Origin of the sequence: Candidatus Accumulibacter cognatus (assembly GCF_000584975.1) — a bacterium.
In the GTDB taxonomy this organism is placed as follows: Bacteria; Pseudomonadota; Gammaproteobacteria; order Burkholderiales; family Rhodocyclaceae; genus Accumulibacter; species Accumulibacter cognatus.
The window spans coordinates 47452-61526 of sequence record NZ_JDST02000031.1 but is presented as its reverse complement, the minus strand read 5'-3'; the positions used below and the strand labels follow the sequence as shown (position 1 = coordinate 61526).

The window sequence follows — 14075 nt, the reverse complement described above, 5'->3', positions numbered from 1 at the left end:
TCCAGGCATTCCGATCATTTCCACCGTCGCCCCCTGCGAGAGGAGGGAGAGAAGATTCCTGAATCGCATTCGCGACTTCCATGTTTCAATATTAAAATTGTCTCTGCCGAAGACCTGCTTGACCTGGAAATTCAGGCAACATGCAAGCTTCGCTTCAGCCCACCACACCAGAGGAGAAAACCGAAATGACCGTCTCAGTAAAGGACTTGCAGGGAAGCACCCCTGAGCTGATCGAAAAGCTCAAGGCAAATGGAATCATCAATAATGAACAGCTTCTCGCGGCAGCCGCTGCGCCGGCACAGAGAAAAGTCCTCGCCAGCGCCTGCGGTTGTGATGCCCGTGTCATCCTTGAGCTCGCCAACCGGGCCGATCTGGCCCGCATCAAGGGCGTCTCCGGAGTCTATTCGGACCTGCTCGAGAAAGCCGGCGTCGATACGGTCAAGGAACTGGCAACCCGCCGCGCCGACAATCTGCATGCGAAGATTGTGGAGACCAACGCCAGCCATCAGATCACCAAGCAAGCACCTTCCCTGGCCATGGTTGAGTCCTGGGTGCAGCAGGCGAAGGAACTGCCCAAAACCCTGAGCTACTGAAATAGCGGCTGTTGCGCCATTCGCTTTGCCCGTAGCGACGCCAGTCCGGCGCCACTACATGCCACGCGTGACGGAGGTGCGTCGAGAACCCCTCATGCGAGCTCGCGCAACCGCCCGACCGCTTCCTCGACGCGCCGCACGGCGATCACTTCGAGGCCGCCGATCGCCTGCCTCGACTGGTTGGCCTCGGGAATCAGCGCGCGCGTGAAGCCGAGCTTGGCGGCCTCCCGGAGGCGTTCCTGACCACGCGGCGCCGGGCGGATCTCGCCGGCCAGGCCCACTTCTCCAAACACCACGAGTTTGGCTGGCAAGGCGCGGTTTTGCAGCGACGAGACGATCGCCAGCAGCACCGCGAGGTCGGCCGCGGGTTCGCCGATCCTGACGCCACCGACGGCATTGACGAAAACGTCCTGATCGAAGCAGACGATACCGGCGTGGCGGTGCAGGACCGCCAGCAGCATCGCCAGTCGCTGCGCGTCGAGCCCGACCGTCAGGCGGCGCGGGTTGCCGTGCGCCTGATCGACCAGAGCCTGGATCTCGACCAGCAGCGGTCGCGTGCCTTCCTGGGTAACCAGCACGCAGGAGCCGGGAACATCGCTGCCGTGTGGCGACAGAAAGATCGCCGAAGGGTTGCTCACCCCCTTCAGTCCACGGTCGGTCATGGCAAAGACACCGATTTCGTTGACCGCCCCGTAGCGGTTCTTGACTGCCCGGATCAGGCGGAAGCTCGAGTGCGTATCCCCCTCGAAATAGAGGACGGTATCCACGATGTGTTCAAGGACGCGCGGCCCGGCCAGAGCGCCCTCTTTGGTGACGTGGCCGACCAGGATCACCGTGATGCCGGTCTGTTTGGCCAGGCGGGTGAGCTGGGCCGCGCATTCGCGCACCTGCGCCACCGACCCCGGCGCCGAACTGAGCTGCTCCGACCACAGTGTCTGGATCGAATCGATGACCGCCACCTGCGGCTGGGCGGACTGCAGCGTGGCGAGGATCTTCTCGAGATGGATTTCCGCCAGCAATTTCAGTTTGCCGGTGTCGAGCGCCAGCCGCCGCGCGCGCATCGCCACCTGCTGGCCTGACTCCTCGCCGCTGACATAGAGCACCGGCTGTATCGCCGACAAGGCCGCCAGCGCCTGCAACAACAGCGTGCTCTTGCCGATTCCCGGATCGCCGCCGATCAGCACGACGCCACCGCTGACTAGACCGCCCCCGAGAGCCCGATCGAACTCGCCGATGCCGGTCGGCAGCCGCTCCTCTTCGCGCGTCTCGATCTCGGAAAGCGTCTGCAGTCCGGCCGTGCCGCCGAGCACGGCAAACCGCCGCTGGCTGCCGGCGGCCACCGGCACTTCGACCATCGTCTCGAGCAGCGTATTCCAGACCCCGCAAGCGGGGCACTGGCCTTGCCACTTGCCAGTGCTGGCGCCGCACTCGCTGCAGGTGAAAACGGTTTTTGGAGTGTTCCCCGGCCGCACCATGCTCAGATTTCGACGACCGGAACGCGCCGTGCCAGCGCACAGAAAAGCTCGTAGCTGATGGTCTGTGCAGCGGCCGCCACCGCGTCGGCCGGTAAACCCTGACCCCAGAGGACCACCGGGCTGCCAACGCCGGTTCCCGGCAAATCGGTCAGGTCGCAGGCGAGCATGTCCATCGACACTCGGCCGAGCGTCTGCGTCTGCTCACCGGCAACGAGAATCGGCGTGCCGCTGGGCGCATGGCGTGGATAACCGTCGGCATAACCGCAGGCGACGACGCCGACGCGCGTCGGCCGCTGCGCGACAAAGGTGCCACCGTAACCGACGCGCTCGCCGACGCCGATTTCCTGCACCGCCAGAATGTTGCTGTGCAGCGTCATCACTGGCTTGAGGCCGAGGCTCTCGGCCTCCTGATCGGCGAACGGGCTGCCACCATAGAGCATGATTCCGGGCCGTACCCAAGCATACGCGGTCTGCGGGTAACGCAGGATGGCGGCCGAGTTGGCGACCGAGATTGGCAGGCTTGTGGCCTCCGGCCAATCGGCAAGCATGCGGGCAAAGCGTTCGAGCTGCCAGTTGATGCAGCACTCACCGCCGACCGCGTCGGCTTCGGCAAAGTGCGTCATCAAGGTCACTGGGGCAGGAGCCACTGCAGTAGCCAGCGCCGTCAGTTCGCGGCGAGCGGCCGGAATTTGTTCGCAGGAGAAACCGAGGCGATGCATGCCACTGTCGAGTTTGAGGTAGATCGGCAGGGGAACCTTCAGGGCGGCGTGGCGCAGCATCTGCAACTGTTCGAGACGATGAATGACCACGCTCAGCCCATACGTCGCACAGATTTCCAAATCGGCCGCAGCAAAGAAACCCTCGAGCAGGAGAATCGGCTGACGGATACCAGCCTCGCGCAGGATAATCGCTTCATCGAGGTCGAGCAGGGCGAAACCGTCGGCGACCTCGCCGAGCGCTGCCGCCGCACGCAGCAGGCCATGCCCGTAAGCATTGGCCTTGACCACTGCCCAGGCCCTGGCCGCACCGGCATGCCTTTTCGCCACCAGGTAATTGTGACGCAGCGCCGCCAGATCGATGCGGGCTTCAATCGGGCGCGGCATCAGGCAGACAGCTCGCGCAGCTTGTTCCTGGCGAAGTCGACGAAGGTGAGGACCACCCTGGAGCGGAAGCGCTCTTTCGGATAGACCAGCGACAAGGTACGCTTCAGTCGCGGTCGCAACGGTACGGCGACGAGCGTTCCGAGTTGCCGTTCCTTCTCGAAACTCGCCCGCGACACGATCGAATAGCCGAGACCGGTCGCCACCACACCCTTCAAGGATTCCGGGCTCGACAACTCCATCAGCATCCTGAGTTTCTCGGGATCGACTCCACAAGCCCGAAAATAGTCGTCTGTGACTTCACGGGTGCCCGAACCCGGTTCACGCGCGATGTAGTCGTACCCCAGCAGGCTGCGCGCATCGACATCGTCACGCTTGGACAGGGGATGATGGGGCGTGCACACCACCTGCAGTTCATCGTCGCCACAGATTTCGCACTGCAGGCTGGCATGATTGGTATTTGATTCGATCAGGCCGATGTCGAGAGTATGAGCGGCGATGGCGTTACTGATCGATTCCGAGTTAGCAACGGTCAGCCGGGCACGCACCTGCGGATAACGGACATTGAATTCGCCAAGGATCGGTGGCAACATGAACTCGGCAATCGTGGTGCTCGCCCCGACCAGTAGACTGCCGCTCATCTGCCCGGTCATCTCGGCGACGCGAACGTCGAGTTCCTTGGTCAGCCCAAGGATGCGCTCCGCATAATCAAGCACCAGGTCCCCGGCCGGCGTAAGCGAGATCCGCCCGCCACCGCGCTCGAACAGACGGGTGTTGAAGTGTTCCTCAAGTTGCTTGATCTGAAAGGTCACGGCCGGTTGCGTCATGTACAACGTCTCGCCAGCCTTGGTAAAGGACAGATGTCTGGCCACCGCTTGAAATACCTGTAATCGACGATCAGCCACCAGCCATCTCTCCTTTTTCCTTTAAACCAGATTCAAACACAAAACAGCCCGGCGAGCCAGATCTGTGCCGGTCCAATGCACAGCACCCGGCCAGCGGTACAGCTAACAAGTTGGCGCCTTTCATGGTATAAGGCCAACACCCAACCCACAGGGCATCATAATATCCAATGCCTTTCGGCTTCTACATCATCATGGCTGCGCAGTTCTTTTCAGCGCTGGCCGACAATGCCCTGCTCATCGTTGCCATCTCGCTCCTGCGCGAAATGCACGCGCCGAGCGAGTACGAACCGCTGCTCAAGACCTTCTTCACTGTCTCCTATGTCGCACTCGCGGCTTTTGTGGGGGGCTTTGCCGACTCGATGCCGAAGTGGCGGGTCATGTTCATCAGTAACGGGATCAAGATCTTCGGCTGCGCGATGATGTTCTGGGATGCTCACCCCTTGCTGGCCTACGCCGTCGTCGGTCTCGGTGCAGCCGCTTACTCGCCGGCCAAGTATGGCATCCTCACCGAATACCTGCCGCACCGTCTGTTGGTGATCGCCAATGGCTGGATCGAGGGGCTGACGGTCGGGGCGATCATTCTCGGCGTCGTCGTCGGCGGCACCCTGATCCAGCCAGATGTCGCCTATCATCTGCTCAGCCTGGATTTCCCGGTGATCGATACCGGTGTCGATACCATCGGCGAAATGTCGCTCTGCTTTGTCGCCGCCCTCTACCTGCTCGCGGCGCTGTTCAACCTCTATATTCCCGACACCGGCGTCGATCACCGCGTGCTGCACAAGAATCCCTGGTATCTGCTGCGCGAGTTCAATCATTGCCTGGCACTCCTCTGGCGTGACCGCTTGGGCCAGGTGTCGCTGGCAGTGACCACCCTGTTCTGGGGCGCTGGTGCTACCCTCCAGTTCATCGTCATCAAATGGGCCGAAAGCGCGCTTGGCCTCGGCCTCTCGAAGTCGAGCATGCTGCAGGGCGTGGTCGCCGTGGGCGTGGCACTAGGTGCCGCCGGCGCGGCAAGAATGATTACCCTGCGCAAGTCGGTGCGCGTGATTCCGCTCGGCATCGCGATGGGGATCATCGTGCTGGTGATGAACTTCGTCCATCACCTGTGGCTCGCCATTCCCCTGCTGGTCCTGATCGGCGCGCTCTCCGGCTTCTTCGTGGTGCCGATGAATGCCCTACTACAGCACCGCGGCCACATCCTGATGGGTGCCGGACACTCGATTGCCGTTCAGAACTTCAACGAGAACCTGTCTATCCTGGCCATGACCGGTCTTTATTTCCTGATGATGCGCGCCAACATCTCGATCTACGTGGTGATTACCCTGTTCGGCATGTTCGTCAGCGGCGCGATGTGGCTCGTCAAGGGCCGCCATGAAGCCAATCAGGAAATCCGAGATGACGTCAGCCAACTCGACGACAGCGCCCTCTGAACTGGCCAGAGCCATTTCCTGCTGATTGATCTATAGGCAAAAGCCGCTATACTGTGCATATTTCATGCACAAAAAGTACCGATCATGTCCAAAATCACCATTGACCGTTACGATCTTGCATTACTCGATGCGTTACAGCGCAAAGGCAACGCCACCAACGCAACGCTCGGTGAGCAGATCCGTCTCTCCGCATCACAGATCAGTCGCCGCATCCAGCGGCTCGAGGAAGATGGCATCATCGCCGGCTATGTCGCACTGCTTGCCCCCACGGCGCTGGGCCTGGGGGTCACCGCTTTTGCTCAGGTGATCCTCGAACGGCACAACGATGAGGCCAGCGGAGCCTTTGAGAACGCCATCGCGGCCATACCGGAAGTGACGGACTGCTTCTCCGTCAGTGGCGACGCCGACTACATGCTGCGAATCGTGGTTCCCGATCTGGCGGTGTTTTCCCAATTGATGATGAAGCGCCTGCTGTGCCTGCCTGGCGTTGCCCGCATCAAGACCAGCATTGCCCTGCAGACAATCAAGCAGACGCATGTCCTGCCTCTCGATCACCTCACCCAGCCGAGCAAGCCACGCCAGCGCGTGCGCTATGCCGAAAGTTGATTCCTCACCCCCAAACCCTCACCCGCCTGCGGAAGAAGGGTTGAGGGGTGAGTCGCTGGCGCGGCTCTCACGGCTTTTACATTACAGCACCAGCGGAGCATTGGGTAACTCGTTGGACTTTTCGCCTGTGGCAGCGAAGTGTTCAGCCAGCGCTGCGGTGATCGTGCGCAATGCGAGCAGAGTACCGCCCTCGAAATCCCCGCTCCGGAAAGCACTTTCCATGTGGCGGCAGACACCCTCCCAGAATTCCTGCCCAACGCAGGCGTTGATGCCGCGGTCAGCGACTATCTCCACACGCCGGTCGATCAACTGCAAATAGATCAGCACGCCGCAGTTTTCCTCGGTGTCCCACACCCGTAACTGCGAAAACAGTTCAATCGCTCGCGCTCGTGCCGACTGACCGCGCCACAGGCCGGACAGGGGCAGATTGGCCTCGACCACCACGCGTAACTCGCCACGATGCGTCGATTCCGAGGCAGCAACCGCCCGCTCGATTCGCTGCAACAATGCCTCCGGAAGCGCGCGCAACACCCACCAGTGCGGCAGTACCAGATGGCGACATATTCTCTGCAATCGCATCACCAGTCTCCCGAAGCACCGCCGCCGCCGAAGCTGCCGCCGCCCCCTGAAAATCCACCGGAGCTACGCCCGCCACCACCGCCCCAGGAAATGCCCCCGGATGACCAGCCGGTCCCGCCACGCATGCCAAGAAACAGTGAAACGATGGCGGCCGCGACACCCAGGACAGCGGCGATCAGCAGCGACGAGATCAGCATCGCAGCGATCGCCCCGGCGGCGACACCGACCATGCCAGCCGCCAGAAAACGCCCAAAGATGGCTCGCAGAACGCCGCCAACCACAAAGACCAGGACGAACCCGCTCAACAGCAGCATCTCGAAATGATCGTCGACATCGGCACGCCGAGCGCCTTCGATGCGTGCCGCAGGTGGTAGTGCTTCGCCGGCGATCACCTGCATCATCGCGGCGATCCCGGCATCGATACCACCGTAGAAATCGCCTTTCTTAAAACGTGGGGCGATCGTCTCGCTGATGATTCGCTTCGCCGTCGCATCGTTGAGCGCGCCCTCCAGACCGTAGCCCACCTCAATGCGAAGTTTCCGGTCATCCTTGGCGATCAGCAGCAGCGCACCGTCATCGACACCGCGGCGACCCAGTTTCCAGGATTCGACGACGCGTAGCGCGTATTGCTCGACGCTTTCCGGCTGGACCGTTGGAACGATCAAAACGGCAATCTGCGATCCCTTGGCCTTCTCAAACGCAGCCAGCCTGTCATCGAGCCGCCGGCGCTGCTCGACGTCAAGCGTGCTGGTCAGGTCGGTCACCCGCGCTGCCAGCCGGGGAATCGCCTGTTGTTCGTCGGCACCGGCAAAACCTGCACCGACCAGCAGCCACAGGCCCATCAGCCAGACTGCAAGACGGGCTGGAAGGCTTGGCACGGCCGCTCAGTAACTGGCCGCCGGCGCAGGCCTGCCGGCGTCTGTCGGTGCGGCAGAGGCAGGCGCTGGTCTGGCGAAATCAACCTTCGGCGCCGTCGAAATCGACGCCTCGTTCTCGACACTGAAATTCGGCTTCACGGTGTAGCCGAAAATCATCGCCGTGAGATTGTTCGGAAAGGTACGCACCGAAACATTGTAGCCCTCGACCGCCTTGATGTAACGGTTTCGGGCCACGGTAATCCGGTTCTCGGTGCCTTCGAGCTGTGCCTGCAGGTCGCGGAAAGCGGCATCTGCCTTCAACTGGGGATAATTTTCGGAAACTACCAGCAAACGTGACAACGCGCTCTTGAGACCGGCCTGCGCCTGCTGGAACTTGGCAAAGGCCTCGGGATGATTGACCAGCTCCGGCGTCGCCTGGATCGCACCCACCCGTGCGCGCGCCTGCGTGACCTGGGTCAGCACGTCCTTTTCGTGGCTGGCGTAGCCCTGGACCGTAGCCACCAGGTTCGGTACCAGGTCAGCTCGCCGCTGATACTGGTTGAGCACCTCTGACCAAGCCGACTTGATCGCCTCGTCGCCGCTCTGAAAGGTATTGTATCCGCAGCCGGAAAGCAGACCGGCAAGCAGGGCCAGAAAGATCAGAATTCGCAGTCGCATGATATTTTCCTTGATGGAGAGTGAACAGGGTACTGCCCAATTGGCGACTTTCGCTGATTTCTCAAGGGGACAAGCCGCTTCAGCAAGCTACGCATGCAGTGACTGAGCGGCTTGCGAACCGGTGGCCTGGATCGCACGCATCAGTCTGCGTGCGCGGCATAAGTCTTCCCAGGCTTTAGCCTTGTCCGTCAGGGTGCGCAACAGGTAAGCCGGATGGTAGGTGACCACCACCGGAATGGCATGTCCACCGGCTTGCGGCGCCGGATAAGCGAAGGTCTGGCCGCGCAGGCTGGCCAGCGAGCCAACCTCACCGAGCAGCGCATGCGCTGCTGCGCGGCCCAGAAGAACGATCAGTCGTGGCTGGATGAGCGCGATCTGTCGCTGCAGATAGGGCGCGCAGGTCGCGATCTCGGTAGCCTCCGGCGTTCGATTGTTGGGTGGACGGCACTTCACGGCGTTGGCGATATAGACATCCTTGCCCCGCTGCAGGCCGATCGCTGCGAGCATTGCATCGAGTAACTGGCCCGCCGGACCAACGAAAGGCTCGCCACGTGCATCTTCTTCAGCGCCTGGCCCCTCGCCGATGAACAGCCAGCCGGCGGCGACATCGCCTACGCCGAGCACCGCCTGCCGCCGCTGCTGACAGAGTACACATGCCCGACAAGCGGCGACGCTGTGCTGCAACTGCTCCCAGGACATGCCGGCGATAGCCTGCGACCGCGCAAAGGCAGGGACAGCGGTTGCGACTGGAGGCGGCGGGAGTTCGGTGATGGCGGCGATCGCGTTTGCCATAGCGGGACACCGTTCGTCCGGGAGGGTCACCGGAACACCCTGCGCCGCCAGCGCCACCGCGCGCTGCTCGCGCAACTGCCACTGCGGCGACAGTCCGATCTCGCGCAACAGTTGCACGTGCGTCAACGGCCCACCGCTTGGCTTCTTGGCCATCATTTCGCCCCCCCAGGCAGTAGTACCTGCCGCATTACCAGTGCATCCTCGCTCCCCTTTTCTGCCGGATAGTAGCCACGTCGCACGCCGATCTGTCGGAAACCGAAATGCTGATAGATCGCCAGCGCCTGCGCGTTCGACGGGCGGACCTCGAGCAAAACACTGCACGCCCCCGCCTGCCGGGCAAGGCGCATGGCGTGGCGCAGCAGGCAAGCACCAATCCCCTTTCCCTGGTGCTGCTCAGCGACACTGATGTTGAGCAAGTGCGCCTCGTCCACGACCATCATCAGGACATAGTAGCCCACCAACTCGTCCGTGAGACGCCCCCCCCAGACACTGTAGCCAGCAGCGATCGAATCGACGAAATTGGCCCGCGACCAGGGAAACGGATAAACGCGATTTTCGATCTCGATGATCTCGTCAAGGTCGGCAGGGTACATCGGCAGCATCGAGAGCTTCGCTGCCAGCACGGCGCTCACGCTTTGCCACCCATCGCCAGGCGCTCGGCGACCGTCAATGCGACCTTGTCACGGACGTACAGCGGCGTCGCAGCAGCTACATCGATCCCCTCACCACGCGCCAGGCGTGGTGCGGCAAGACCGGCGACAGCGTCGGCAGAGGGCATCAGTTCGGGCTGCCAGAGGTGCACGCAGCCAGCCAGCCGTGCACGCAGCGATGGATAGGCACGGAGGCCATTACCACAAGCCAGCCAACCCGTCGAGTCAGGCAGCGGCAAGGCCGATGGCTGGCAAACCCCGACCGCAGCGATCGGCACCGCCGCAGAATACCAACCGTAATAGACCTCACCCATGCGTGCGTCAAGCAGTACCAGCACCTGTTCCCCCCCACTGGCCAGCGCCATGGCATCGAGAGTACCGATCGGAATGACCGGTAGCCGATGGGCGAAAGCCAGACCCTGAGTGACTCCGCAAGCGACACGCAGACCAGTAAATGAGCCGGGACCGGAGGCAAAAGCGATCCCGTCCAGATCGGCAAAGCCAAGCCCGGCCTCGCGAAGCGTCGCGCGAATCAGTGGCAGCAGCGTTTCCGAATGCGCCATACCGACCGGACAAAAACGCCGCAGCACGACACCATCGCACCATAGGGCAATGGAGCCGAGATCGGTCGAGGTCTCGATGGCCAGCAGATTCATGAGTCTATTCTACCCGTCCTGCTCGCAGCCGTCGTCATCGAACGTCAGGACACCCTCTGCGGTTTGGCCCCGGCAGGATGCGACCGCTGATCTTTCTCCCGAGGCAGGCCAATTCGACGCCCGATAGCGCTGCCGACATGGCCGGCCAACGCCTTTCCCGCTACAATGAGAGGGCCTTCATACAACGCGCCCAGAGCACGTCCACCTCATAACCACAGCATAGAAAGTACCGCAATGAAAGTACTCCTATTGACGCGTGAATACCCTCCCCACGTCTACGGCGGAGCCGGAGTTCACGTTGAGTATCTGTCTGGCGAACTCGCCAAGCTGATGCATGTCGAAGTCCGCTCCTTCGGTGATCAGGATGCGGTCAGCAGTGATGGCGTGCGCATCAAGGGCTACCCTTTCGGGAAGGGAAGTTTCGCGCATGTAGACAAGAAACTGAGCGGCGCGCTGGATACCTTCGAAACCAACCTCCAGACGCTGAGCGACCAGGTCGACGCTGACCTGGTGCATGTACACACTTGGTATGCACATTTGGGCGGCATCCTGGCAAAAACCCTCTATGGCATTCCGCTGGTGCATACGGTGCATTCGCTGGAACCGCTGCGCCCATGGAAACGCGAGCAGCTCGGCTGTGGCTATGACATGTCGTCATGGGTCGAACGGACCTCGCTGAGCATGGCCGACGCTGTGATCGCCGTCTCGCAGGGAACCAAGGCCGACATCCTTGAGCATTTCGACATCAACCCGGCGAAGATCACGGTGATCTACAACGGCATCAATGTCGACCAGTACCACCCGACGGACGAAACCGCTGCCCTCGAAAAGTTTGGTATCGACCCTGACAAGCCGATGGTCCTCTTCGTCGGCCGGATCACGCGTCAGAAAGGCATCGTCCACCTGGTCAATGCCATTCATTACATCAATCCCGACGCGCAGGTCGTACTCTGCGCCGGCGCCCCCGATACCCCCGAAGTCCTGGCCGAGATGAAGGCTGCGGTCAAGCGTGTTCGCCAGGAGGGTTTCAAGAATGTAGTCTGGATACAGGAGATGGTGAGCAAGGAAGAAGCGATTCAGCTCTATTCGCATGCCACGGTATTTTGCTGCCCGTCGATCTACGAGCCTTTCGGGATCATCAACCTTGAGGCCATGGCCTGCCGCACCGCGGTCGTGGCGAGTGCCGTGGGGGGCATCAAGGAGGTCGTCATCGACGGCGTCACCGGCTACCTGGTGCCACTGGAGCAACTGCATGTAGCCCCTTTCGAGCCGGTCAATCCGGATGTCTTTTCGCGCGATCTGGCGGCGGCGATCAACAAGCTTCTCGACAACCCGGAACTCGCCGCATCGATGGCCGAAGCAGGCCAGCAGCGGGCGCGCGAAGTTTTCAGCTGGTCGAGCATCGCACAACAAACGAAACGACTCTACGATTCGCTGCTGAAGTGATGTCGGCGGTTGTCGACGGCCACGTCGACAACCGGCTTGCGACCGTCAACCTGCATGTGCATGCTGTCGGCGCGCACCAGCCGTCACCCCTACAGACCCAAGGCGTCCGGCCTCGCCGGTCCAGGATTCAGGATTTAGGAGCAGGATGATGATTCCCAAAGAATACCCTCGTGTAGTCATCGAAGCAGTCGAGCCGAAAGTGGACGGCGGCCGCTTCCCCATCAAGCGCGTTGTCGGCGAAAAAATCACCGTCAGTGCCGACATTTACAAGGAGGGCCACTTCAAGCTGGCGGCCGTGCTCAAGATACGCCAGGTCGGGGACGATGAGTGGCAGGAAAGCGCGATGACGCAGGGTGACAACGACCGCTGGTTCGGGGAATTTATCGTCACCGCGATCGGCCGCTGGGAGTACACCATCGAAGCCTACGCCGAAATCTATCTGTCGTGGGTGGACGAAATCACCAAGAAAAGTGTGCCCGGTGCCGACCTCCGGAGCGAACTGCTGGAGGGTCTGGTGATTCTCAAGAAATCGGCCGCCGTGGCACAAGGCGAGGATCTCAGCCGGATGCTGGGCATCATCGCGGCCATTGAAACTGCGCTGGCTGCCGGTGAGCAGCGTGGTGCCATCGACCTCGGCATCGGCAAAGTCATGCACAGCATGATGGCCAGCTACCCTGATCGCAGCGAGGGCCATCAAATGACACCGCCCTTGACGATCATGGTCAATCGGCCCATTGCCCGTTTTGCCGCCTGGTACGAGTTCTTCCCGCGTTCGCAAAGCAATCTGCCGTACCGTCATGGCACGCTGCAGGACAGCATCCGTCGACTGCACGACATCAAGGCGATGGGCTTCGACGTCGTCTATCTGCCGCCGATCCACCCCATTGGCCATAGCTTTCGCAAGGGCAAGAACAACAGTCTGGTGGCCGTGCCGGGCGACGTTGGCAGTCCCTGGGCGATCGGCAACAAACACGGCGGCCATATGGCGCTGGAGCCGCAACTCGGGACCTGGGACGACTGGAACCAGTTTGTCGCCACCTGCCGTGAGTTGGGAATCGAGATTGCACTCGATTATGTGATGAACTGTTCACCCGACCACCCCTATGTCGCCGAGCATCCGGACTGGTTTTTCCATCGTCCCGATGGATCGATCAAGTACGCCGAAAACCCGCCCAAGAAGTATCAGGATGTCTACCCGCTGAATTTCGGGACCAGCGACCGCGCCGGGCTGTGGCAGGAAATGCTTGAGATTTTCCTGTTCTGGATCGGCAAGGGCGTTACCACCTTCCGGGTCGACAATCCGCACACCAAACCGGTACCGTTCTGGGAATGGGTGATCGGCGAAGTGCACCGGCAGCACCCACAAGTCATCTTCCTGGCCGAAGCCTTCACCAAACCGAAGATGATGCGCTTGTTGGCGAAAGTCGGTTTCGCCCAGTCCTACACCTACTTCACCTGGCGCGACCACAAGCATGACCTGACCGAGTACGTCAGCGAACTGACCAGTGGCGAGATGAAGGAGTACTTTACCGGCAACTTTTTTGCCAATACCCCCGACATCCTGCCTCCGATCCTGCAGTTCGGCGGCCGCCCGGCATTCATCATGCGTGCCGTGCTGGCCGCGACATTGTCAAGCGTCTACGGCATCTACAGCGGCTACGAGCTGTGCGAGAACGAGGCGATTCCCGGCAAGGAAGAATACCTCGACTCGGAGAAATACGAGATCAAGATGCGCGACTGGAAAGCCCCAGGCAACATCGTCGACATCATCACCCGGATCAACCAGATCCGCCAGGAATGCCCTGCCCTGCAGACCTATAACAATGTGCTCTTCCTGAATGCCGACAATCCCAACATCCTCGCCTATGCCAAAATGACCGAAGACCGTTCGGACATTGTCATCTGCGTGGTCAATCTCGACCCCTTCCACGCGCACCACTCGATCCTGCATGTGCCACTGGGCACCTTCGGAATTCCGGAGGACGAGCAGTACCAGGCACACGACCTGCTCTCCGGCGAGCGCTATCGCTGGCATGGTCCGACGGCCTATGTCGAGCTCGCTCCGACCACGAAGATGGCGCACATCATCAAGGTCCGGCGCTGGTAGCGGCTGTTCGCCAATCTGCCGGCGGTCAGTCCGGCCGACGACCAGGCGCTGCTGGCCAGGGCGGTGGTAACGGCTTTTGCGACCTGCACGGCAAGCAACCGGTCATGACTTTTCCAGGCACCCCCCGATCATGAAAGTCATGGCCGATTCACTCTCCCCCGCCCCTCCCCCGCAAGTGGGGGGAGGGGGAGATTCGTGCGT

14 protein-coding genes are annotated in these 14075 nt (G+C 61.4%); 5 read left to right on the top strand and 9 right to left on the bottom strand.

Going from position 1 to position 14075, the window contains the following annotated elements:
- The first annotated feature begins 185 nt into the window (after positions 1 to 185).
- Positions 186 to 593 carry a DUF4332 domain-containing protein gene (locus tag AW06_RS06800; protein ID WP_034947750.1) on the top strand — a complete coding sequence of 136 codons (408 nt, stop codon included), beginning with the start codon at positions 186 to 188 and terminating at the stop codon, positions 591 to 593.
- Positions 594 to 685: 92 nt separating this feature from the next.
- On the opposite strand, the gene radA is transcribed toward AW06_RS06800, so the two are convergent.
- From radA to AW06_RS06785, 3 genes are read right to left on the bottom strand one after another with little or no spacing between them, the layout of a single operon-like run.
- Positions 686 to 2068 (bottom strand): DNA repair protein RadA, encoded by a 1383-nt coding sequence (radA, locus tag AW06_RS06795; protein WP_034947604.1) that lies wholly within the window; start codon positions 2066 to 2068, stop codon positions 686 to 688.
- Positions 2069 to 2070: 2 nt separating this feature from the next.
- Positions 2071 to 3171: an alanine racemase gene (gene alr / locus AW06_RS06790; protein WP_034947603.1), complete on the bottom strand. Its 1101-nt coding sequence runs from the start codon at positions 3169 to 3171 to the stop codon at positions 2071 to 2073.
- Positions 3171 to 4073 carry a LysR substrate-binding domain-containing protein gene (locus AW06_RS06785; RefSeq protein WP_034947601.1) on the bottom strand — a complete coding sequence of 301 codons (903 nt, stop codon included), beginning with the start codon at positions 4071 to 4073 and terminating at the stop codon, positions 3171 to 3173. Before AW06_RS06785 ends, alr begins: the two co-directional genes overlap by 1 nt.
- 167 nt (positions 4074 to 4240) lie before the next feature.
- Here AW06_RS06785 and lplT point away from each other — a divergent pair, with 167 nt between their 5' ends.
- The gene (gene lplT, locus AW06_RS06780; RefSeq protein ID WP_034947599.1) at positions 4241 to 5503 is read left to right on the top strand and encodes a lysophospholipid transporter LplT; all 1263 of its coding nucleotides are present in this window, start codon (positions 4241 to 4243) and stop codon (positions 5501 to 5503) included.
- Positions 5504 to 5587: 84 nt separating this feature from the next.
- Positions 5588 to 6109: an Lrp/AsnC family transcriptional regulator gene (locus tag AW06_RS06775; protein ID WP_034947596.1), complete on the top strand. Its 522-nt coding sequence runs from the start codon at positions 5588 to 5590 to the stop codon at positions 6107 to 6109.
- An 81-nt stretch (positions 6110 to 6190) separates the two neighbouring features.
- Here the strand turns inward: AW06_RS06775 and AW06_RS06770 are convergent, their stop codons facing one another.
- The 6 genes from AW06_RS06770 to tsaB all read right to left on the bottom strand — a co-directional run bounded on the left by AW06_RS06770 (position 6191) and on the right by tsaB (position 10321).
- Entirely contained in the window at positions 6191 to 6688 is a 498-nt protein-coding gene (locus tag AW06_RS06770) for a TPM domain-containing protein (protein WP_034947593.1), read from the bottom strand.
- Complete coding sequence (locus AW06_RS06765; protein WP_273704461.1) at positions 6688 to 7566, bottom strand: TPM domain-containing protein; 879 nt, start codon at positions 7564 to 7566, stop codon at positions 6688 to 6690. The genes AW06_RS06770 and AW06_RS06765 overlap by 1 nt, the downstream gene beginning before the upstream one ends.
- A 6-nt stretch (positions 7567 to 7572) precedes the next feature.
- On the bottom strand, positions 7573 to 8223 hold the full coding sequence (locus AW06_RS06760) for a LemA family protein (protein ID WP_034947587.1): 651 nt from the start codon (positions 8221 to 8223) through the stop codon (positions 7573 to 7575).
- An 87-nt stretch (positions 8224 to 8310) separates the two neighbouring features.
- Positions 8311 to 9171 (bottom strand): uracil-DNA glycosylase, encoded by an 861-nt coding sequence (locus AW06_RS06755; RefSeq protein ID WP_034947584.1) that lies wholly within the window; start codon positions 9169 to 9171, stop codon positions 8311 to 8313.
- Entirely contained in the window at positions 9168 to 9647 is a 480-nt protein-coding gene (gene rimI, locus AW06_RS06750; protein ID WP_034947581.1) for a ribosomal protein S18-alanine N-acetyltransferase, read from the bottom strand. Before rimI ends, AW06_RS06755 begins: the two co-directional genes overlap by 4 nt.
- Complete coding sequence (tsaB, locus tag AW06_RS06745; RefSeq protein ID WP_034947578.1) at positions 9644 to 10321, bottom strand: tRNA (adenosine(37)-N6)-threonylcarbamoyltransferase complex dimerization subunit type 1 TsaB; 678 nt, start codon at positions 10319 to 10321, stop codon at positions 9644 to 9646. The genes rimI and tsaB overlap by 4 nt, the downstream gene beginning before the upstream one ends.
- Before the next feature lie 234 nt (positions 10322 to 10555).
- Between tsaB and glgA the strand changes: the two genes are divergently transcribed.
- Both glgA and AW06_RS06735 read left to right on the top strand, forming a co-directional pair.
- Entirely contained in the window at positions 10556 to 11767 is a 1212-nt protein-coding gene (gene glgA, locus AW06_RS06740) for a glycogen synthase (RefSeq protein WP_034947575.1), read from the top strand.
- A gap of 145 nt (positions 11768 to 11912) precedes the next feature.
- A complete protein-coding gene (locus AW06_RS06735) occupies positions 11913 to 13874 on the top strand; it encodes an alpha-1,4-glucan--maltose-1-phosphate maltosyltransferase (protein ID WP_273704460.1) in 1962 nt (653 codons plus the stop codon).
- Positions 13875 to 14075 lie beyond the last annotated feature (201 nt).

Excerpts from the sequence above, each read along its gene's own strand:
- AW06_RS06775 (WP_034947596.1), top strand. The coding sequence starts at position 5,588 with ATGTCCAAAATCACCATTGACCGTTACGATCTTGCATTACTCGATGCG.
- AW06_RS06735 (WP_273704460.1), top strand. The coding sequence starts at position 11,913 with ATGATGATTCCCAAAGAATACCCTCGTGTAGTCATCGAAGCAGTCGAG.
- AW06_RS06755 (WP_034947584.1), bottom strand. The coding sequence starts at position 9,171 with ATGATGGCCAAGAAGCCAAGCGGTGGGCCGTTGACGCACGTGCAACTG.
- lplT (WP_034947599.1), top strand. The coding sequence starts at position 4,241 with ATGCCTTTCGGCTTCTACATCATCATGGCTGCGCAGTTCTTTTCAGCG.
- tsaB (WP_034947578.1), bottom strand. The coding sequence starts at position 10,321 with ATGAATCTGCTGGCCATCGAGACCTCGACCGATCTCGGCTCCATTGCC.
- AW06_RS06770 (WP_034947593.1), bottom strand. The coding sequence starts at position 6,688 with ATGCGATTGCAGAGAATATGTCGCCATCTGGTACTGCCGCACTGGTGG.
- AW06_RS06800 (WP_034947750.1), top strand. The coding sequence starts at position 186 with ATGACCGTCTCAGTAAAGGACTTGCAGGGAAGCACCCCTGAGCTGATC.
- radA (WP_034947604.1), bottom strand. The coding sequence starts at position 2,068 with ATGGTGCGGCCGGGGAACACTCCAAAAACCGTTTTCACCTGCAGCGAG.
- alr (WP_034947603.1), bottom strand. The coding sequence starts at position 3,171 with ATGCCGCGCCCGATTGAAGCCCGCATCGATCTGGCGGCGCTGCGTCAC.
- AW06_RS06760 (WP_034947587.1), bottom strand. The coding sequence starts at position 8,223 with ATGCGACTGCGAATTCTGATCTTTCTGGCCCTGCTTGCCGGTCTGCTT.
- glgA (WP_034947575.1), top strand. The coding sequence starts at position 10,556 with ATGAAAGTACTCCTATTGACGCGTGAATACCCTCCCCACGTCTACGGC.